Here is a 19,399-nt window from a genome sequence, read left to right as displayed (position 1 = left end):
TGTTCACGCAGATCCAAGCTGGTGAGCACCAGCGAACGAGGAGACAAGGATGCGTACCTTCACCGAGGTCTGGAACGCCGCCGTGCGTGACCACCCCGACAACACGTTCCTCGTCTTCCGCGGCGACGACGGCAGGGTGACGGAGTGGAACTACCGCGACTTCGACGCCATCGTCGCCCGCGTGGCCGGGACCCTGGTCGAGTCCGGAGTTGAGCCGGGTTCGACGATTCATCTTGCACTGAGGAATTCCCCCGCCTTCATCGCCCTGTGGTTGGCGGCGGCTCGAATCGACGCGACGATGGTCCCCGTCGATCCGGCATCGGCTGCGCGGGACATCGCGAACCAGGTATCACGTGTGCGCCCCGTCGTCGGCGTCTGCGCCACAACACGTTCCGACGTCTATCGCGCCGGTGCGGACGAGTCGATTCCTGTCGTCTTCGACCTCGCCGAGGACGCGACCGACGTCTCCGGCGGCTCGCCGTTGCTCGGTGATGCCGTTCCTTCGGCCGCCCCGACTCCGGACCGGACGCTTGCCGTCATGTTCACCTCCGGCACCACCTCGACGCCGAAAGGCGTTGTGTTGACGCAAGCCTGCTACGCGAACGTCGCACAGCGCATGGCCGAGGCGTCGACACTCCAGGCCGGGCACCGCTGGTACGTGACGCTTCCGCTGTTCCACGCGAACGCCCAGTACTACTGCTTCGCTCCCGCGATTCACGTCGGCGCGAGCGTGGCTCTGACGCAGTCGTTCTCGGCATCTAAATGGGTCGATGTCGCCGCGGAACTGAACGTCACGCATGCCAGCCTCTTCGCTGCGCCGATTCGAATGATCCTGGCGCGCAACGACTCGCACCGGGCTCTGGGCCTGACGCATGTCTGGTTCGCACAGAGCCTCGGGGCCGAGCACTACGACGACTTCGCAACCCTGGTCGGAACGCGTCCCCGTCAGCTCTACGGAATGACGGAGACCGTCGCGATAGTCTGCTGCGACAGCGCCGAGAAACCGACACACGACGTCATCGGCCTGCCGATCCCCGGCCGGGAGGTGAGGATCGACGCAGAAGACGGTCAGCCCGGGCAACTGTCGGTCCGAGGCACGCCCGGCGTCGACTTGTTCGCGGGCTACCTCGACGACGAGGCGACGACGAACAAGTCCTTCCGCACCGAAGGCGACGAAACATGGTTCGCGACGGGCGATCTCGTCCGATCGGAAGACGGAGTTCTCCGCTTCGTCGGACGGGTCGACGACGTCATCAAGGTGGCGGGCGAGAACGTCAGCCTCACCGAGGTCGAAGCAGCCGTCGCACAAGCACCGGGCGTACTCGAGGCCGCCGTCGTCGCGAAGGACGATCCGATCAGGGACAAGGTTCCGGTGGCCTACGTCGTCCCGAAGGATGCGGCGCACGCACCGGAACTGTGCGACCTCGATCAGTGGGCCACGAAGAACCTTGCACCGGCGGCACGTCCCCGTGCGTGGCACATCATCGCCGAGCTTCCCAGAACGAGTGTCGGCAAAGTTCGACGCTTCCGCATCGCAGAGTAGAGGACCCGTCGTGACCACACCTGTAGCAATCGTCACCGGTGCAGCCCAGGGTATCGGCCGCAGCATCGCCACCCGCCTGATCTCAGACGGTTATTCCGTTGTGCTGCTCGATATTTCGGACGCAGTCGGCGACACCGCCCGCGACATCGCGGCCGCGGGAGCGAAGATCGTCGACGTGCGCGACATCGAAGGACTGCAGAAATCCATACGCGGCGTCGGCGACGACTTCGGTCGGCTGGACGTTCTCGTAAATTGCGCCGGCACGTGCGGGCGCGAGTCGTTCGAGAACCTGTCCGTCGACACGTGGCACCGCGACATCGACACCAACCTGACCGCAACGGCCTTTGCGTGCCAGGCAGCGGTGTTCCCCCACATGAAGACTGCGGGGTACGGCCGTCTCGTGAACATCGCGTCGGTGTCGGGCAAGGTGGGCGGCGTCGGGCCGGTGGATGCAGACGGCTCCGGCGGCCGGTCGGGTGCCGCATACGCGTCGGCGAAGGCGGGGACGATCAACCTGAGCAGGTGGATCGCCCGTCAGGTCGGGTCGTGGGGCATCACGTGCAACGTCGTCGCGCCCGGACCGATCGCGTCGCCGATGGCCGCGGGAGCCGAGTACGGGGTCGAGAACATTCCGATTCCGCGGATGGGCCGGCCGGAGGAGGTTGCGGCAGCGGTGTCGTACCTCGTCTCCGAGGGCTCGGATTACGTCACCGGAGTGACGATGCACGTCGACGGCGGCATGGTCCCTGCCTGAGGGTGGGCAGACAACGCTTCCGCGGTAGCAAGACTGGTACCTCATGCCCATCTAGAGTGGAGAAAATGAGCACAGGAGCCGGCCGATTCGCACCGAGCCCGTCGGGCGACCTGCATCTCGGCAACCTGCGCACCGCATTGCTCGCCTGGCTGTTCGCGCGATCCACCGACCGCGATTTCTTGATGCGCATCGAGGACCTGGACCGTGTCCGCGAGGGCGCCGAAGCCCGGCAGCTCGCTGACCTGCAGGCCATCGGCCTCGACTGGGACGGTCCCCTCACCAGGCAGTCCGAGCGCACGGCCCTCTACGACGACGCCATCGCCCGACTCACCGCATCCGGGATGACCTACGAGTGTTTCTGCACGCGTCGGGAAATTCTCGAGGCTGCATCCGCCCCGCACGCACCCGATGGCGCCTACCCCGGCACCTGCCGCACCCTGACGGCGGAGGAGAGGGCGTCGAAGACTCGTCCGCCTGCGTTGCGACTGCGCGCCGACGTGACCGATTTCTCGATCGACGACGTCGTGCTCGGGCGGTTCCACGGCCAGGTCGACGATTTCGTGCTGCGCCGCGTCGACGGCGTGGCCGCGTACAACCTGGCGGTCGTCGTCGACGACGGGGAGCAGGGAATCGACCAGGTGGTTCGCGGTGACGACCTGTTGACGTCGTCGCCACGTCAGGCGTATCTCGCGACGCTGCTCGAATTGCCAACGCCCACATACGCACATGTGCCACTCGCGCTGAATGCGCAGGGCAAGAGGCTCGCCAAACGCGACGGTGCCGTGACACTCGAGGACCAGGCTGCGATGGGGCTCGGGCCGTTCGATGTGCTCGCGCTGTTGGCTCAGTCGTTGGAGCTCGCGAAGCCGGGTGAGGCCGTCACCGTCGCGGACCTGCTGGCGCGCTGGGACCCGTCGAAGCTTCCCACGACGCCGTGGATATTCGAGACATAGAGGACAGCGATTCGGACCTGGGGATTTCCCGTGTTTGGATGAAGCACGTGACAGCTCAGAATTCCGAAGACAGACCCGACGCCGTAGCGCAGTTCGCGCACGTCAGCCGTGGTTACTATCCGACAATCGTGGCCCTCTTCGCGGCAACCCTGATCATCTCGAATGTGACGGCGAGCAAGGGCGTCGCCTTCTTCGGTGGGAGCGATTTCTTCATCGGCCCGTTCCAGGTCCTGCCGATCAACACCGACGGCGCATTCTTCCTGTTTCCGCTCGCCTACATTCTCGGCGACGTGCTCAGCGAGGTGTACGGCTTCAAGGCCACCAGGCGCGCCATCTACCTCGGGTTCGGTTCCATCTTCCTCGCGGCCCTGTGCTTCTGGATCGCGATCGAACTGCCTGCAGCGAGCTTCTACGAGAACCAGGAGGCGCTCGAGTCCGTCGTCGGTGTCGTGCCACGCCTGGTACTCGCAGGTCTGGCGGGCTACTTCGTCGGACAGATGCTCAACTCGCTCGTCCTCGTCGCCATCAAGGAGCGCACGAAGGAGAAGCACCTGTGGGCGCGTCTGATCGGCTCGACGATCGTCGGTGAATTCTTCGACACCCTGATCTTCTGCTCGATCGCCGCGGGCGTCATCGGTATCTCGACGTGGGAGGACTTCATCAACTACGTGATCGTCGGCTTCGTCTGGAAGACGCTCGTCGAGGTGCTCGTCATGCCCATCACCTACCGGGTCATCGCGTTCATCAAGAAGCGCGAGCCCACCTACCAGGAACCCGTTTCCGTCTAGATCTCTCGCGACGAAGCCCCGGCCCGATGGCCGGGGCTTTTCGTGTCACCGCCATGTCGTGACCGCCGCCGGGATCGGTGCGACGTAGGTTTTCCCCATGGTGACTGCTCAGGACAGCCGAACTCCGGTCGCGACCGAACGCGTGGTGGCTACGGTGATCACGGTCTGTGCTGCGCTGGCGTTCGTTCTCCGGGGAGTACCGCGGATCCGAGATGCCGCTCTCTTCGCCGAGGACGGACAGATCTTCCTGGCCGACGCGCACAACGACGGACTCGGCGCCGTCGTCGCGCCGTACGCCGGCTACCTGCATGTCGTCCCCAGGATCGTCGCGGCGGTGTTCGAGCCACTCGACGTGACCGCCGCGCCCACCGCGTACGTCTGGGCGGCCATCGTGGTGCATCTGATGATGCTGTTGCCTGCGCTGTCAGCTCGGCTCGAGTGGCTCCTACCGTCGCCGATTCTGCGTGCAGGACTGTTCGCATCGCTGGCGTTGATGCCGCCGCTCTGGGAGCCGTACGGCAACATCGCCAACCTGATCTTCGTCGTGGGTATCTCGCTGTTGCTGCTGACCCTCTCCGCCGATCCCCGGAGTCGCTGGGGTCGCGTCGCCGAGTTTGTCGCCGTCGGGGTGATCGGGCTCAGCGGTCCCCTGATCGTTCTGTTCACACCGTTCTTCGTCTGGCGCTGGTGGAGAAACGGTCGAACCACGGCGTCGGCGGGCGTCGTGGCCGTCGCGGTCGTCGCCGCCGTAGTCCAGCTGTCGGTCTATCTCACGTCGAGCCGTTCGACGCCTGGCGGCGGAACTCTGGTTCTGCTGGTCAAGGCAGCAGGTGAAAAAGTCGGTGGGGGTTGGATCGCCGGCGACGCGAACGTGTTCGTGGGAACGCCGCACCCGTGGCTGACGGTGGCCGCGTATCTCTGGCTCGGCACTGTCGCGGTGCTGTCGATCGTGTGCATTCCGCGGACGGCCGTCGTCCTGTGGGTTCTGTTCGGCGTCCTGCTCTATTCGGCGGTGAACGCGTACGGGCCGTCTCTGGTCGGCTCGGCGACCGCATTCCAACGCCACGTCCTCGTCCCGACGGCCATCTGCATCACGCTGCTGTGGGCAGTACTCGGATCGCGCGGTCACCTGTTCGCGAAAGTCGTCGCGACGATCTGTCTGGTCGCAGGCGCAGTCGGCGTCGTGCACGATTTCACTCCCGCGCCCTACCCGCTGAGGCCGGACCTGTCGTCGGTGCAGGAGTGCCTCGACGCAGGCACACAGGTGTGCCACCAGGACATCTTCGACGACGGCTGGTCGATCGACCTCGACCCGGCCTAGTAGAAGCGGCCCAGAAATTCTTTCTTGAACTCCTCGAACCGACCCTGCTCGATCGATGCACGGATGTCGTCGACGAGTTTCACGGTGAATCGCTCGTTGTGGATGGTGCACAACGTCGACGCCAGCATCTCCTTCGCCTTGAAGAGGTGATGGATGTACGCCTTGGTGTAGTGGGCGCACGTGTAGCAATCGCAGTTCTCGTCGATCGGCGTGAAGTCACGCTTGAAGCGTGCGGTGTTGATGTTGAACCGTCCTGTCGGAACATAGATCGCCGCATTCCGAGCCACGCGTGAGGGATTGACGCAATCGAAGGTGTCGGCGCCGTTCTCGATGGCGGTGAAGAAGTCGTCGGGCTCGCTGATTCCGAGCATGTGACGCGGCTTGTGCTCGGGCAGTTCCTCGTTCACCCACCGAGTGATGGTGCCGAGGTTCTGCTTCTCGAGCGCGCCGCCGATGCCGTAGCCGTCGAATCCGCGTCCCGTCTCGCCCTCGATGGTCTCGAGCCCGCTGGCCGCCTTGCGTCGAAGATCCTCGTACTGCGCGCCCTGCACGACACCGAACAGAGCTTGATAAGGCTTCCCGACGCGTTCTGCCGTCAACCGTTCATGTTCGGCGACACACCTTTTCGCCCATTCGTGCGTGCGGTCCACCGACAGTTCCTGGTATCCACGGGTATTCATCAACGTGGTCAGTTCGTCGAAGGCGAACATGATGTCGGCACCCAGCTGATGCTGGATCTGCATCGACACCTCGGGAGTGAACCGGTGCCGGGACCCGTCGAGATGCGATTTGAAGGTGACGCCGTCGTCGTCGACATGCGCGAGACGTTCCTTGCCCTCGGCGATGACGTCGTCGGATTCGACGCGACTCGCATCCATCGAGATGACCTTCTTGAATCCGACGCCGAGCGACATGACCTGGAATCCGCCGCTGTCGGTGAACGTCGGGCCGTCCCAGTTCATGAACTTGCCGAGACCACCTGCTTCGTCGACGATGTCCGGGCCCGGCTGCAGATACAGGTGATACGCGTTGGCGAGTACGGCCTGCGCGCCGAGTTCCTTCATCGCCTCCGGCAGCACAGCTTTGACCGTCGCCTTGGTTCCGACGGCGATGAACGCGGGCGTCGCGATGTCACCGTGCGGCGTGTGGATGGTGCCCGTCCGGCCCAGACGATCCTCGATCCGGGTGCCGATGCTGAAGAAGGGGTCGTTCGGAGCGCTCACCGGCACAACCTTAGGCGCTACGCGCATGTGAGCAGAAATGTGTAGCGGGCTACACATTTCTGCTCACGTGCGGCGAAGCCGCCTAACTGAACTGCGACGCATACAACCGGTGGTACGCACCGCCTGCCGAGACGAGCGAATCGTGATCGCCCTGCTCGACGATGTGACCGTCCTCCATGACGACGATGAGGTCTGCATCGCGGATGGTCGAGAGTCGGTGAGCGATGACGAAACTCGTGCGGTCGTTGCGCAGCGCCGCGGTGGCCTGCTGCACGAGCAGCTCGGTGCGGGTGTCGACGGAACTGGTGGCCTCGTCGAGAATCAGGATCATCGGCTTCGCGAGGAACGCCCGCGCGATCGTGATGAGCTGCTTCTCACCGGCGCTGACGTTGTTGCCTTCTTCGTCGATGATCGTGTCGTACCCGTCGGGCAGCGAATGCACGAACTTGTCGACGTAGCTGACGCGGGCGGCCTCGAGAATTTCTTCCTCGGTGGCATCCGGATCGCCGTACGCGATGTTGTCCCGAATGGTGCCGCCGAACAGCCAGGTGTCCTGCAGCACCATGCCCGTGCGTTCGCGTAGTTCGTCGCGCGACATGTCTCGAGTATCGACGTGGTCGATGGTGATGCGTCCTGAGTCGATGTCGTAGAACCGCATGATCAGGTTCACGAGCGTCGTCTTGCCTGCGCCGGTGGGTCCGACGATCGCGACGAGATGGCCCGGCTGGGCCACCAGCGACAGGTTCTCGATGAGCGGCTGATCCTCGCGGTAGCGGAACGAGACGTTCTCGAACTCGACGCGTCCGCAGTTGGCGACGGGCACGATAGTCTTGGCCGGATCCGGCTCCTCGTCGTCGGCATCGAGCAGGTCGAATATCCGCTCGGCCGACGCGACGCCGGACTGCACGAGGTTCACCATCGACCCGATCTGCGTCAGCGGCTGAGTGAACTGACGCGAATACTGGATGAACGCCTGCACCTCACCGAGACTCAGCGTGCCCGACGCCACCCGCAGGCCACCGACGACGGCGATGATCACGTAGTTGACGTTCCCGAGAAACATGATGGTCGGCATGATCATTCCGGAGATGAACTGCGCCCGGAAGCTCGACTCGAAGAGGCTGTCGTTTCGTTCGCCGAACTCGCGCTCGACCTCGGCCTGACGTCCGAATGCCTTGACGATCTCGTGCCCGGTGTAGGTCTCCTCGATCTGCCCGTTGAGCCGTCCGGTGTGCTTCCACTGGTTGATGAAGTGTGGCTGCGACCTCTTGGCGATCATGGCGGTGACGACCAGCGACGCCGGAACCGTCAGTACCGCAACCAGAGCGAGCAGCGGCGAGATCCAGATCATCATGCCGAGAATTCCGAACACCGTCAGAACGCCGGTGACGAGCTGACTCAACGTCTGCTGAAGACTCGTCGAGACATTGTCGACGTCGTTGGTGACGCGGCTCAGCAACTCACCACGGGTACGCGAGTCGAAGTAGGACAACGGAAGTCGATGCACCTTGCGTTCGATCTCACCGCGAAGGCGTCGAATGGTCCTCTGCAGCGCGATGTTCAGAATGTACGCCTGCGCCCAGGCGAGCAGCGACGACAGCACATACAACCCGAGGACGAGCAACAGAACGTTTCCGACGGCCGAGAAGTCGATTCCGACGCCGGGGGTGACGTCCATTCCGGCGACCATGTCGGCGAAGGTGTTCTGACCGTCGGCGCGAAGACTGTCGACGGCTTGTTCTTTCGAAACACCCGGCGGCAGTTGATTCCCGACGACGCCGTTGAAGATCAAGTTCGTCGCATGGCCGAGGATGCTCGGTGCCGCGACCGAGAGAACCACGCTCGCGATGGCGAACAGCAACACGGCGACGAGTCGAACACGTTCGGGTGCGAGCTTCTTCAACAGCCGGACGAACGACGCCTTGAAGTGAAGCGCCCTGGTGCCGGGCGCGTTCCCCGCAGGTCTGCCCGCAGGGGCGGGGGCGGCCGGCGCGGCGGGAGCTTCCGACGGCTTGGTAGCGGGCCTGGTCATGACGCCGCCACCGCGTGCTGGGAGTCGACGATCTCGGCGTACGTCGGGCACGTCGCGAGCAGATGTTCGTGCGTCCCGAGTCCGACGGGTTTGCCGTCGTCGAGAACGAGAATCTGATCGGCGTCGACGATGGTCGAGACACGTTGGGCGACAACGATCATGCAGGCGTCGGCGATGACGGGTTTCAACGCCGCGCGAAGCTTCGAGTCGGTGGTCAGGTCGAGCGCGGAGAACGAGTCGTCGAACAGATAGATGCTGGGGCGCCGCACGAGAGCCCTGGCGATGGCCAGACGCTGGCGTTGACCACCGGACACTGTCGTACCTCCCTGCGAGACGGCCGTTTCCAGGCCTTCCGGCATCTTGCGGACGAAGTCGGCGGCCTGAGCGATCTCCAGCGCCTCCCACAGTTCGTCGTCGGTGGCGTCGGGTTTTCCGTAGCGCAGATTCGACGCGATGGTTCCGGAGAACAGATACGGTTTCTGCGGGATGAGCCCGATGTGGCTGCGCAGTTCGTCGACGTCCAGGTCTCGAATGTCGGTGCCCCCGACCAGGACCTGGCCCGCGGTGACGTCGATCAGACGCGGAATCAGATTGATCAGTGTCGACTTGCCCGATCCGGTGCCGCCGATGACGGCGGTCACCTTGCCCGGCTCGGCAACGAAGTCGACGCCGCACAGGACCGGGAATTCGGCGCCGGGGAAAGAGAACTCGGCATGCCGGAGTTCGACGAGGCCCGGCGTCGTCACGAACGGCTTGGGTGACGACGGCAGCACCACAGACGACTCGGTGGACAGCACCTCGCTGATACGGTCAGCGCACACCGACGCGCGCGGAACCATCATCGCGATGAACGACGCCATCATGACCGACATCAGAATCAGCATGATGTAGCTGAGAAGTGCGGTGAGCGAACCGATTTCCATCGTGCCGTTGTTTATCGCGTGGCCACCGAACCAGATCACGGCGACGCTGGTGACGTTGCTGATGAGCATGACCGTCGGGAACATCAACGCCATCAGGCGTCCGACCCGCAGAGCCGCCTGCGTCAGATCGTCGTTGGCAACTCCGAAGCGGTCGATCTCGAAGCGTTCGCGTACGAATGCACGGACGACGCGGATGCCGGTGATCTGTTCGCGCAGAACGCGGTTGACGGCGTCGATGCGCACCTGCATCGCACGGAAACCCGGCACCATGCGGACGATGATGAGACCCATGGAGAGTGCGAGGCCGGGGACTGCGACGAGCAGGACCCAGGACAGGCCCAGGTCTTCACGCAACGCCATCACGACGCCGCCGACACACATGATCGGGGCCATGACGACGATGGTGAATCCCATGACGATCAGCAGCTGCACCTGCTGCACGTCGTTGGTGTTCCGAGTGATCAGCGACGGCGCACCGAACTGGCCGACCTCGCGAGCCGAGAAGGTTCCGACGCGATGCAGAATCGCCTTGCGCAGATCGCGTCCGGCGCCCATCGCAGATTTCGCGCCGATCAGGACGGCGGAGACCGAGCAGACGATCTGCACGAGCGACACCACGAGCATCCATCCACCGGTGGAGAGGATGTAGTTGGTGTCGCCGCGCGTCACACCGTTGTCGATGATGTCGGCGTTGAGGCTCGGCAGATACAGCGCGGCCGCCGTGGCCACGAACTGCAGAGCGATCAATGCTGCGATCGCCCGCTTGTACGGAGCCAGATACGTCTTGAGCAGGGGGATCAGCATGATGGCCGAAGATTACTCGTACACATGTCAAACAGTCTCCACGTTTTCGCGGGTGAACGAGAATCTCCGGCCGTCTGCACGTCAGGCCCTGACCGTCTCTTCCTCGTCCCGCTTCGGTTCTGCCTTGGCGAGCTTCGCGCCTTCGATGTCGACGTCGGGCAGGATCTTGTCCAGCCACTTCGGCAGCCACCACGCCTTGTCGCCCATGAGCGCCATGACCGACGGGATGATGACCATACGCACGACGAACGCGTCGAAGAAGACAGCCGCCGCGAGGGCGAAACCGATCGACTTGATGAACGAGTCGGGTTCGGCCATGAACGCCGCGAAGACGGAGATCATGATGACCGCGGCCGACGTCACCACGCGGGCGCCGTACTTGAAACCGTTGACGACGGCCTCCTTCGCCGGCGTGCCGTGGACGTAGTCCTCACGCATGCGCGAGACCAGGAAAACCTGGTAGTCCATCGCAAGTCCGAAGACGACACCGATCAGGAAGATCGGCATGAAGCTGACGATCGGCTGCGGATTGCTGATCAGACCCAATCCGCCTTCCTGGAAGATGAACACCGTCGCACCGAACGTGGCGAGCACGCTGAGCAGGAAGCCGAGAGTCGCCGTCAACGGAACCAGGATCGAGCGGAACACCAGCATCAGCAGCAGGAACGCGAGACCGACGACGACCGCAAGGTACGGCGCGAGAGCATCCTGCAGTCTCTCCGACACGTCGAGTTCGAGCGCGGTCTGACCCGTGACGCCGTACGACACGTTGTTCGCCTCGGCGAAACCGGATTCGGCATCGCGAAGGTTGGCGACGAGATTCTTGGTCGCGTCGCTGTTCGGCTCACTCGACGGTGTCACGAGGATCTGTGCGGTGTCCCCCGCCTCGTTGACCGCGATGATCTGCGCGTTGGTGACGTCGTCCTCGGCGGAGATCGACTCGACCAGCTTGGCGAAGCCTGCCGTCCGATCGGCTTCCGGCGCTTCGCTGCCGTCGGCGATGACGAGCAGTGGGCCGTTCTTGCCGGGACCGAAGCCTTCTTCGACGAGGTCGTAGGCCTTGCGGACCGACGTCGACGGGTCGGAGGTGGCGATGCTCGGCAGTGCGAGCGACAGGCCGGTGGTCGGACCCGCGATGACGGCGAGGAGAACAACGCCGCCGATGAGTCCGATCGCAGGACGCTTGACGAGTGCTCGGGCCCACCGGAGGCCGTTCGTGGCGGGAGCCTTCGGATCCTCGGGATCGGCGGTGTTGACGAACTTGATCTTGCCGCCGAACGCCTTGCCCTTGAACAGGCCGAGGAGTGCGGGCAGGAACGTCAGTGCGATGAGAACGGCGATGAACACCGCGAAGCCGGCCGCGTAACCCATCTGGGACAGGAACGGAATGCCGACGACGCGCAACGCGACGAGTGCGATGAGCACGGTCGCACCGGCGAAGACGACGGCCGAACCTGCCGTTCCCACCGAGCGTCCGACGGCTTCCTCGCGGTCGTCGGTGAGCGTCAGCTCGTGCCGGTATCGGGCGAGGATGAACAGCGAGTAGTCGATGGCGACGGCCAGGCCGATCATGATCGCGAGGATCGGCGTGAAGGTCGACAGATCCGCGAAACCGGACGCGGTCGTGATGGCGAGGCTGCTGATGCCGATACCGACGATCGCGGTGATGAGCGGCAGTGCTGCGGCGACGGCGGATCCGAACATGATGAGCAGTACGACGGCAGCGACGGCGAGGCCGACGAGTTCCGACGTCCCGCCCGGCGGCGACGCGTTCTGCGCGACGGTACCGCCGAGCTCGACGGTCAATCCGGCGTCGCGGGCGGGCTGGGCAGCTTCGTCGAGCTGGGTGCGCAGTTCGTCGGTGACGTCGGCCAGCTCGACCGAGATCGGGACGTCGAGCGTGCCGATCTGCCCGTTCGGGCTGAGCGGCGACAACGCTGCGGCATTGGCGGCCGCCACGTCGGGAGGGGTTCCGTCCTGCTGCGCGAGCTGGTTGTACTGCTCGACGATCCCCGTGTTGCCGACGACGGGGTTGACCAAAGGCTGCTGGCCACCGGGCTTCGCGGAGGCGTCGACGTCACCGATCTTGTCGATCTCAGCGATCGTCGCGTCCATGGCCGCGGTGTACTCGGGAGTGTCGAGCGACTGGCCGTCGGGAGCGCCGAAGACGTACTGGGCGGAGACGGCGCTCAGCGGATCCTCGACCTGTCCGAAGCGCTCGCTCTGCAGGTCGAGCGCCTCCTGAGCAGGTGTGCCCGGGATGTTGAACGAGTTGGCGGTGGGTCCGGACAACGTGCTCGCGCCGACGCCCGCGAGCACGAGAATCGCGAGCCACAGACCCAGGACGATGCCTTTTCGCCGGTAGGCGAACTTTCCGATTCGATAGAGATAGGTGGCCACGTGACGGCTCCTCAGTTGGTTTTCGGTTCGCGCGGGTCCGGGAGTCCGGCCTGCAGTTGGTCGAATGCGTCCTCGACTAGCTGTTGGGGCGACAGAGCTCCTGTGGGGTCGTTGGTCCAGATGGTCAGAGCTGCCGCGACGGCTCCACCTACCGACATTTGCACCAGGTTCGGATAGAGGTCGTGGTCGACGTCGGTGCCGGTGCGTTCGGCAATCGCTTCTCCGAGTACCCGGGTCAGCGAGCGATGAACTTCCAACTTGCGTGCCATGACGCTGGGGTTGGATTCGATGAGCTGTGCGACGGCGAAGGTCTCGGCCAGGTCTTTGTCCGGGTCGGTCACCATCGCGACGCCGACGTGCCGTAGCGAGTCCCAGAGCGGCTCGTCCGACGGCCGTGCACGCAGCATCTCGAACCATTCCAGCGCAGAAGCCTCGACGTGATGCAGAACGGCTTCTTCTTTGTTGGCGAAATAGTTGTGGAACGTACGCGTGGACACCCCCGCCTCGGCGGCGATGGCATCCGCGGTGACCGCATCCAGGCCTCGAACCTTGGCGAGGTTCAAGGCCGCGAGACCGAGAGCGTCTCTCGTGGCTGCCTTCTTCTGATCACGAAGGCCGGGGGGATGATTGGTCACGCATTCTAAAGTACGGAAAGTGCAGAGTTCTGCAATATTGCACGAACGTGCAGTTCTGTCGGGTGCGACACAGTGGGGTGAACACTGTGTCACCGGTCACCGTCGAGCCCACGCCCCCGGATCGCTGGTCAGGTCGTGAACGAAGGACGGAAGATGCTCGTCGACGATGTCGGCCAGCGACACTTCCTCCAGCACAGCACGCAGATTCGCCCGGACCGCAAGCCAGACAAGCCGCAGCGGCTCGGCAGGCCCGGGATATTCGACATCCTCCGGACGCTGACCGCGTACCGACGCGAGCGGACCCTCCACGGCCCGGACGACATCGGCGACGGAAATCTCTGCGGGTGGGCGGGCCAGCCAGTATCCGCCGTCGGGGCCGCGTCGGCTGCGGACGAGATCGGCTCGACGCAGATCCGACAGCACCGATTCCAGGAACTTGTGCGGAATGTTCTGCGCACCCGCCAGCGCCTCGGCCTTGCCGGGGGCGCCCTCGTTGGCCGCAAGCTCGAGCAGAGTGCGTACGGCATAGTCCGCCTTGGCGGTAATGTGCACGGCAATCTCCTTCGACGGGCTTTCCTTAATTCCTACCACTTCGGTAGGGAATAGGCCAATTCCTCGCCGCCCCTCCCCCTCCCCGGACCGACCGAATGTCACCTGTGGTCACTCAGAGTGACCGGAAAGCCACATTCGGTCCGGCCCGCCGCGCGCTCCGACCCGCGCCCCAGCCCGAGCCCACCCAGCCCAGCCTATGGCCTAGCTCACAACGAAGCGTTACACTGAGACCTCAAGTGTTACGCAAGAGGGGTGCGGTCGGATGTTCGAGTGGATCAGTTCAGCATGGAACTCGTTACCCGAGCCGCTGCGTGACCCCGTCGCTCTGGCGATCCCCGCGTTCGTCGTGCTGCTGGCCATCGAATGGTTCGCGGCGGCCAAACTCGAGGAAGGCGAACGCGGCAGCTACAAGGGTTCGGACGCACGCGCCAGCGTCAGCATGGGTCTCGTGTCGATTGCCACGACGACTGGCTGGAAGACGCTCGCCCTCGTCGCATATTCGGCGCTGTACGCCTACGTCGCTCCGTGGCATCTGCCTGCCGACGCCTGGTACACGTGGGTGATTCTGATCGTCGGCGTCGACGTGCTGTTCTACACGTACCACCGCATCGCGCACCGAACCCGGATCATCTGGGCGACGCATCAAGCTCATCATTCGAGCGAATACTTCAACTTCAGTACTGCTCTGCGTCAGAAGTGGAACAACAGCGGCGAGATCGTCATGTGGCTTCCGTTGCCGCTCTTGGGAATTCCGCCGTGGATGGTGTTCGTCGGCTTTTCGATCAACCTGGTCTATCAGTTCTGGGTGCACACCGAGCGGATCGACAAGCTTCCGCGCGCAATCGAATTCGTCTTCAACACACCGTCGCATCACCGCGTGCATCACGGACGCGACCCGCAGTACCTCGACAAGAACTACGCCGGCATCTTCATCATCTGGGACCGGATGTTCGGGACGTACGCCGACGAGATCGAACGCCCCCACTACGGCCTGACGAAACCGGTGGACACGTACAACATCTGGACGCTCCAGACACACGAATACCGCTCCATCGCAAGGGATGTAGCGGCATCGCGGTCGTGGCGTGAACGGTTCGGTTTCGTCCTCGGCCCGCCGGGGTGGACTCCGAGCAGGCCGAGACGGAAGGAAACTAGTTCGAGTTCAGGTTGATCAGGAAGTCCACGGTTCCCGAATCCTCGACGGTGACGAATCCCAGTGATGGTGGCTGGATTCCGTAGTCGGCCCACGTCGTCGGAATGCTTCCCGACGCGATCAGCATGTCACCGGACTGCAGCACCTCGATATCGACGGACACCGGACGCGTCTGGTCCTTCAGCGTCAGGGTGCCGTCGGCCTTCACCGTCGTCACGGTGCCGTCCTTCGGAACCGACGACAGGTCGACCGGCGAGGTGAACGTGAACGTCGCCGTCGGGTACGTCGCGGTGTCGAAGATGTTGCCGCGGAACTGATTGTCCCGTCGGTCGCTGTCGGTGGTGATCGAGTCGGTCTGCACGACGACTTCACCCTCGGTCAACTCGTTGTCGGCGATGGTCACGTCACCGCTGACCTCGGTCGTCGAACCGACCACGGTCACGTCGGATCCGTTCAGAACCTCGTCGACGGTATAGCCCGCCGCTGTCGTGTTCGACGCGTCGCCGGGCACGATGGTCCATGATCCATTCAGATCGTCCGTCGTCGCCGCTTGCGCACCCGACGTGGAGACGGTCGCCGCAGGGGCGTCGTCACCCTGGAAGGACGCGTAGATCTTCGGTCCGAAAAACGCAGCGAGTGCGATCACGACGACCGCTGCGCCTGCTATCCACCATTTCTTCGTCATGGCCGCCAATGCTAGTTGCACCTTCAAGTCAAAGGGAGGGTCAACAGCTGTCAACTTCCTGAGAAAGCGTGCGGCTGCGCGGCGCCGCCGCACTAAGGTGAAACAGTGCCGGACGACGTCCATCTCGTGTCCCTGGCCGTGGGAACGGTGGCGGTGGCGGCCGACGCCACCCGCGGGGCCGTTCGCGCTCTCGGCCGACTGCCGGTGATCGGCGCTCGCCTTCGGACGGTCTCGGCCCGCGGCGAGCGCACGGTCGTGGCCGCCACCGCCCTCGCCGACGCCGTTCTGCGGGCTGTCGTCGTCAAGGTCGTCGCCACTGCGCTCGAGGAGATCGATCTGACGCAGCTGATTCGCGACAACGTCGACATCGATGCCGTCATCGAAGGCGTCGACCTGGACAAGGCCGCCGCGCAGGTGGATCTCGACGCGGCAATCCGACGCGTCGACGTCGACGCCGTCATCGATCGGATAGATCTGGACGCCGTCGTCGACACCGTCGATCTGGATCGACAGGTTGCCCGCGTCGACCTCGACGGTGCCATTGCGCGCGTCGATCTGATCGCGCTCGCCAACTTCGTCATCGACGGAGTCGACCTGCCCGAGATCATGCGTGAGTCGACGGGCTCGCTGTCGGCAGAAGCTGTGCGAGGCGTCCGCAGCACCGGAATGCAGGCCGACGACGCGGTATCTCACTTCGTCGGCAAGCTCTTCGGTCGCGAGCCAGGGCGTGAGGTGACCACGTGACACTCCCGCGCGCCGAGGACATGCGTCCGGCCGGCGTCGTGACCCGCGGGGTGGCTGCCGTCGTCGATCTGGCCGTGGTCGCCGTGCTGATGGGGTCGGTGTACGTCGGAGCGGTGTTCGTGCAGTTGCTGTTCGATCCGCAATCGCTCAGTTTCAGATCGCCCGCCGTACTCATGTCGGTGACACTCTTCGTCTGCATCGCCATCGGATACCTGACGCTGTGCTGGGCGACGACGGGTCGCACGGTCGGAGCGACCATGATGGGGGTTCGGTTGATCAGCCGACGTCACGGCCTGCTGCGATGGCCCGCGGCCGCACTCCGTGCGTTCCTGTGCGTCGTCTTCGGCTTCGGCCTGCTGTGGGTGGCGGTGGACCGACGCCGACGCTCCCTGCAGGACATCGTGTTGCGCACATCGGTCGTCTACGACTGGCAACCGAACACCGGCATGGTCGATCCGCACACCGCTACTGGACAATAGAGACATGGACCCGATCGAAGCCCTCCGCGAGATCGCCTACTGGCTCGAACGCTCACGCGCGGACACGCATCGCGTCAAGGCATACCGGCGAGCGGCCGACGTCGTCGAAAACCTGAGTGCTGCACAACGTTCCGAGCGCGCGAAGTCCGATTCGTGGTCGGCGCTACCGGGCATCGGAGCCAAGACGTCCCTGATCATCAGGCAGGCGCTGGCGGGCGACGTTCCGGACTACCTGGCCGAGAAGCGCGCAGAGGCCGAGCCGATCGGCGAGAACGATCTGCGGGCGGCACTGAGGGGTGATCTGCACACACATTCGAACTGGTCCGACGGCGGCAGCCCGATCGACGAGATGATGCGCACGGCCAAGGAGCTCGGGCACGAATACTGTGCTCTCACAGACCATTCACCGCGGCTCACCGTCGCCAACGGACTCAGCGCCGAGCGACTCAGGGAACAGCTGGACGTCATCGCCGAACTGAACGAGCAACTCGCGCCGTTCCGGATACTGACCGGGATCGAGGTCGACATCCTCGACGACGGCAGTCTCGATCAGGACGAGGGCCTGCTCGCCGAGCTGGATATCGTTGTGGCGAGCGTGCATTCGAAGCTACGCGCGGACTCGGACACGATGACGCGACGGATGGTGAATGCCGTCGCGAATCCTCATGTCGACGTGCTCGGACACTGCACAGGCAGGCTCGTCACCGGTGGACGCGGTACGCGACCCGAATCGACATTCGACGCGGACGTGGTCTTCGAGGGCTGCAGGCAATATGGAACGGCCGTCGAGATCAATGCGCGGCCCGAGCGTCAGGACCCGCCGGAACGCCTCATCGATCTCGCGCTCGAGCGCGGTTGTCTGTTCTCCATCGACACCGATGCCCACGCCCCAGGCCAGCTCGATTGGCAGGGCTACGGCTGCGTCCGCGCCGAGGACAGAGGTGTGCCCGCTGACCGAATCGTCAACACGTGGCCCGTCGAGAAACTGCTCGAGTGGACAGGTGACCGTTGACGGCGCGAAAACTTCTCATTGCCCTCGTCGTTCTTGCCTCCGGCTGCGCGTCGCCCGCAGCACCGACGCCCACCCACACGCCCGCGCCCTCCCCCGCGCTCGTTCCGGCCGAGTCCGGTCCCGCGATGCGGCTGCTCTACGGACCGGACGCGGACAACGTCGGCGATCTCTACCTGCCGGACAACGATGCCGACTCGCTTCCCGTCGTCGTGATGGTGCACGGCGGCGGGTGGCAGAAGGCCTTGGGCTCGTCGTACTTCGCACCGATCTCGCAGGCCGTCGCCGATCAGGGAATTGCGGTGTGGAACATCGAATATCGGCGCGGAACCGGTAATTGGGCCGACACACTCGCCGACGTCGACAACGCCACCGAAGCATTGGCGACGACCGTCCAGGAGGCCGCAGGTGGCCGCCTCGATCTCGACCGAGTGCATGTCGCCGGTCATTCCGCGGGCGGTCAGCTGGCGGCGTGGCTCGCGGGTCGGCACACGCTTCCGGCGTCGGCTCCGGGAGCACAGCCACGCGTGACGCCGAAGAGCGCGACGATCATGGCAGGCGTGTACGACATGGCGCGCGCGGCGACCATCGGCGGCGACAGATTCGTGCCCGCGTTCCTCGGTGGCATGCCGGACCAGGTGCCCGATCGCTACCGCGTCGCGTCGCCTATCGACCATCTGCCCATCGACGTCCGCGTGTCCGCGCTGCACGGTGACAGCGACAAAACGGTGTCGGTGAACCAGAGCACGGTGTACGTCGATGCGGCCCGGGCCGCAGGCGACCCCGCCGAGCTGACGGTTCTGCCGGGCGTCGGTCACGACGACTTCGTGCATTCGGGGTCCGTTGCCTGGACGACGGCCGTCGACACCATCACCGAACACGCCGCGACGCTCGGTTGACCTGTCTGGTACACACGTCCGCATGAAGAGAGTGGTCTGGGTGGTCGCTGCCGCCGTCCTCGTGCTTGCCGGGTGTGGGCAGGAGACGACCGATTCCGGAGCCCAGCCATCCACCTCGGCGACTGCGGCCGCCGCGTCGACGACGACTGCGCAGCCGACCACGGCTGCCGAACCGTCGGCCGAGCTGCCGGATGCGTCTGAGGAGCCGGTCGATTCCGACCAGGCCGAGACGCTGCCGGTTCCCGTGCCCGCCCCGGAACTCCCCGCAGATCCCACGTCCGAAAACATGCCTCACGGCGAACAGCTCTATCTGGAGACGTGCGCGCGCTTCAAGACCGCCATCGACGCGGTTGCCCTCACCGGGGCCGCGTCGCGCGACCAGTCCGTCACCGGCCTGCGCGACAAGCTGCAGGAAGGACCGAACTGGTCGACGCTGTCCGCCGACGATCAGCAACAGATCCTGCGGGGACTCGACGCGGCCGGCCGCGGCACCTGCTGAGCG

The 19,399-nt window shown here is 64.6% G+C and carries 18 protein-coding genes; 11 read left to right on the top strand and 7 right to left on the bottom strand.

What is annotated here, in order from left to right; all coding sequences use genetic code 11:
* The first annotated feature begins 49 nt into the window (after window positions 1-49).
* The 5 genes from RhoFasB10_RS22125 (at window position 50) to RhoFasB10_RS22105 (ending at window position 5,359) form a co-directional block, all read left to right on the top strand.
* Complete coding sequence (locus tag RhoFasB10_RS22125; RefSeq protein WP_068423589.1) at window positions 50-1,543, top strand: class I adenylate-forming enzyme family protein; 1,494 nt, start codon at window positions 50-52, stop codon at window positions 1,541-1,543.
* Between the two features lie 10 nt (window positions 1,544-1,553).
* A complete protein-coding gene (locus tag RhoFasB10_RS22120; RefSeq protein ID WP_167678564.1) occupies window positions 1,554-2,297 on the top strand; it encodes an SDR family NAD(P)-dependent oxidoreductase in 744 nt (247 codons plus the stop codon).
* 65 nt (window positions 2,298-2,362) lie between these two features.
* Complete coding sequence (gene gluQRS, locus RhoFasB10_RS22115) at window positions 2,363-3,250, top strand: tRNA glutamyl-Q(34) synthetase GluQRS (protein ID WP_167678562.1); 888 nt, start codon at window positions 2,363-2,365, stop codon at window positions 3,248-3,250.
* Between the two features lie 47 nt (window positions 3,251-3,297).
* Window positions 3,298-4,038: a queuosine precursor transporter gene (locus RhoFasB10_RS22110; RefSeq protein WP_068423668.1), complete on the top strand. Its 741-nt coding sequence runs from the start codon at window positions 3,298-3,300 to the stop codon at window positions 4,036-4,038.
* Window positions 4,039-4,135: 97 nt separating this feature from the next.
* Window positions 4,136-5,359, top strand: coding sequence for a hypothetical protein (locus RhoFasB10_RS22105; protein ID WP_167678560.1), 1,224 nt, complete (start codon window positions 4,136-4,138; stop codon window positions 5,357-5,359).
* On the opposite strand, the gene tgt is transcribed toward RhoFasB10_RS22105, so the two are convergent.
* The 6 genes from tgt to RhoFasB10_RS22075 all read right to left on the bottom strand — a co-directional run bounded on the left by tgt (window position 5,356) and on the right by RhoFasB10_RS22075 (window position 13,928).
* Complete coding sequence (tgt, locus tag RhoFasB10_RS22100; protein ID WP_114330385.1) at window positions 5,356-6,582, bottom strand: tRNA guanosine(34) transglycosylase Tgt; 1,227 nt, start codon at window positions 6,580-6,582, stop codon at window positions 5,356-5,358. The genes RhoFasB10_RS22105 and tgt overlap by 4 nt on opposite strands.
* Window positions 6,583-6,664: 82 nt before the next feature.
* A complete protein-coding gene (locus RhoFasB10_RS22095) occupies window positions 6,665-8,614 on the bottom strand; it encodes an ABC transporter ATP-binding protein (RefSeq protein ID WP_167678558.1) in 1,950 nt (649 codons plus the stop codon).
* Complete coding sequence (locus RhoFasB10_RS22090; RefSeq protein ID WP_068423601.1) at window positions 8,611-10,341, bottom strand: ABC transporter ATP-binding protein; 1,731 nt, start codon at window positions 10,339-10,341, stop codon at window positions 8,611-8,613. The genes RhoFasB10_RS22095 and RhoFasB10_RS22090 overlap by 4 nt, the downstream gene beginning before the upstream one ends.
* 81 nt (window positions 10,342-10,422) lie before the next feature.
* Window positions 10,423-12,741, bottom strand: coding sequence for an MMPL family transporter (locus RhoFasB10_RS22085; protein WP_167678556.1), 2,319 nt, complete (start codon window positions 12,739-12,741; stop codon window positions 10,423-10,425).
* An 11-nt stretch (window positions 12,742-12,752) separates the two neighbouring features.
* The gene (locus tag RhoFasB10_RS22080; protein WP_167678554.1) at window positions 12,753-13,376 is read right to left on the bottom strand and encodes a TetR family transcriptional regulator; all 624 of its coding nucleotides are present in this window, start codon (window positions 13,374-13,376) and stop codon (window positions 12,753-12,755) included.
* Between the two features lie 96 nt (window positions 13,377-13,472).
* Window positions 13,473-13,928: an Rrf2 family transcriptional regulator gene (locus RhoFasB10_RS22075; RefSeq protein WP_068423607.1), complete on the bottom strand. Its 456-nt coding sequence runs from the start codon at window positions 13,926-13,928 to the stop codon at window positions 13,473-13,475.
* 262 nt (window positions 13,929-14,190) lie between these two features.
* Between RhoFasB10_RS22075 and RhoFasB10_RS22070 the strand changes: the two genes are divergently transcribed.
* Window positions 14,191-15,099 carry a sterol desaturase family protein gene (locus tag RhoFasB10_RS22070; protein ID WP_068423608.1) on the top strand — a complete coding sequence of 303 codons (909 nt, stop codon included), beginning with the start codon at window positions 14,191-14,193 and terminating at the stop codon, window positions 15,097-15,099.
* Here RhoFasB10_RS22070 and RhoFasB10_RS22065 read toward each other — a convergent pair.
* Window positions 15,080-15,766 carry a YceI family protein gene (locus RhoFasB10_RS22065; RefSeq protein WP_167678552.1) on the bottom strand — a complete coding sequence of 229 codons (687 nt, stop codon included), beginning with the start codon at window positions 15,764-15,766 and terminating at the stop codon, window positions 15,080-15,082. The two genes, RhoFasB10_RS22070 and RhoFasB10_RS22065, sit on opposite strands and share 20 nt — an antisense overlap.
* A 105-nt stretch (window positions 15,767-15,871) precedes the next feature.
* Here RhoFasB10_RS22065 and RhoFasB10_RS22060 point away from each other — a divergent pair, with 105 nt between their 5' ends.
* From RhoFasB10_RS22060 to RhoFasB10_RS22040, 5 genes are read left to right on the top strand one after another with little or no spacing between them, the layout of a single operon-like run.
* Entirely contained in the window at window positions 15,872-16,510 is a 639-nt protein-coding gene (locus RhoFasB10_RS22060) for a hypothetical protein (RefSeq protein WP_167678550.1), read from the top strand.
* A gap of 20 nt (window positions 16,511-16,530) precedes the next feature.
* Window positions 16,531-16,989 carry an RDD family protein gene (locus tag RhoFasB10_RS22055; RefSeq protein WP_068423669.1) on the top strand — a complete coding sequence of 153 codons (459 nt, stop codon included), beginning with the start codon at window positions 16,531-16,533 and terminating at the stop codon, window positions 16,987-16,989.
* Window positions 16,990-16,993: 4 nt separating this feature from the next.
* Window positions 16,994-18,001 (top strand): PHP domain-containing protein, encoded by a 1,008-nt coding sequence (locus RhoFasB10_RS22050; protein ID WP_167678549.1) that lies wholly within the window; start codon window positions 16,994-16,996, stop codon window positions 17,999-18,001.
* Window positions 17,998-18,897, top strand: coding sequence for an alpha/beta fold hydrolase (locus RhoFasB10_RS22045; protein WP_068423613.1), 900 nt, complete (start codon window positions 17,998-18,000; stop codon window positions 18,895-18,897). The genes RhoFasB10_RS22050 and RhoFasB10_RS22045 overlap by 4 nt, the downstream gene beginning before the upstream one ends.
* Window positions 18,898-18,919: 22 nt before the next feature.
* A complete protein-coding gene (locus RhoFasB10_RS22040) occupies window positions 18,920-19,396 on the top strand; it encodes a hypothetical protein (protein ID WP_167678547.1) in 477 nt (158 codons plus the stop codon).
* Window positions 19,397-19,399: the final 3 nt, after the last annotated feature.

Source organism: Rhodococcus sp. B10, from assembly GCF_011770055.1.
Lineage (GTDB): Bacteria > Actinomycetota > Actinomycetes > Mycobacteriales > Mycobacteriaceae > Rhodococcoides > Rhodococcoides kyotonensis_B.
Note: the sequence above shows the minus strand (reverse complement) of the source record. Positions and strands in the feature narration are given on the sequence as shown.

Excerpts from the sequence above, each read along its gene's own strand:
- RhoFasB10_RS22055 (WP_068423669.1), top strand. The coding sequence starts at position 16,531 with ATGCGTCCGGCCGGCGTCGTGACCCGCGGGGTGGCTGCCGTCGTCGAT.
- RhoFasB10_RS22065 (WP_167678552.1), bottom strand. The coding sequence starts at position 15,766 with ATGACGAAGAAATGGTGGATAGCAGGCGCAGCGGTCGTCGTGATCGCA.
- RhoFasB10_RS22040 (WP_167678547.1), top strand. The coding sequence starts at position 18,920 with ATGAAGAGAGTGGTCTGGGTGGTCGCTGCCGCCGTCCTCGTGCTTGCC.
- RhoFasB10_RS22070 (WP_068423608.1), top strand. The coding sequence starts at position 14,191 with ATGTTCGAGTGGATCAGTTCAGCATGGAACTCGTTACCCGAGCCGCTG.
- RhoFasB10_RS22125 (WP_068423589.1), top strand. The coding sequence starts at position 50 with ATGCGTACCTTCACCGAGGTCTGGAACGCCGCCGTGCGTGACCACCCC.
- RhoFasB10_RS22095 (WP_167678558.1), bottom strand. The coding sequence starts at position 8,614 with ATGACCAGGCCCGCTACCAAGCCGTCGGAAGCTCCCGCCGCGCCGGCC.
- RhoFasB10_RS22090 (WP_068423601.1), bottom strand. The coding sequence starts at position 10,341 with ATGCTGATCCCCCTGCTCAAGACGTATCTGGCTCCGTACAAGCGGGCG.
- gluQRS (WP_167678562.1), top strand. The coding sequence starts at position 2,363 with ATGAGCACAGGAGCCGGCCGATTCGCACCGAGCCCGTCGGGCGACCTG.
- RhoFasB10_RS22050 (WP_167678549.1), top strand. The coding sequence starts at position 16,994 with ATGGACCCGATCGAAGCCCTCCGCGAGATCGCCTACTGGCTCGAACGC.
- RhoFasB10_RS22105 (WP_167678560.1), top strand. The coding sequence starts at position 4,136 with ATGGTGACTGCTCAGGACAGCCGAACTCCGGTCGCGACCGAACGCGTG.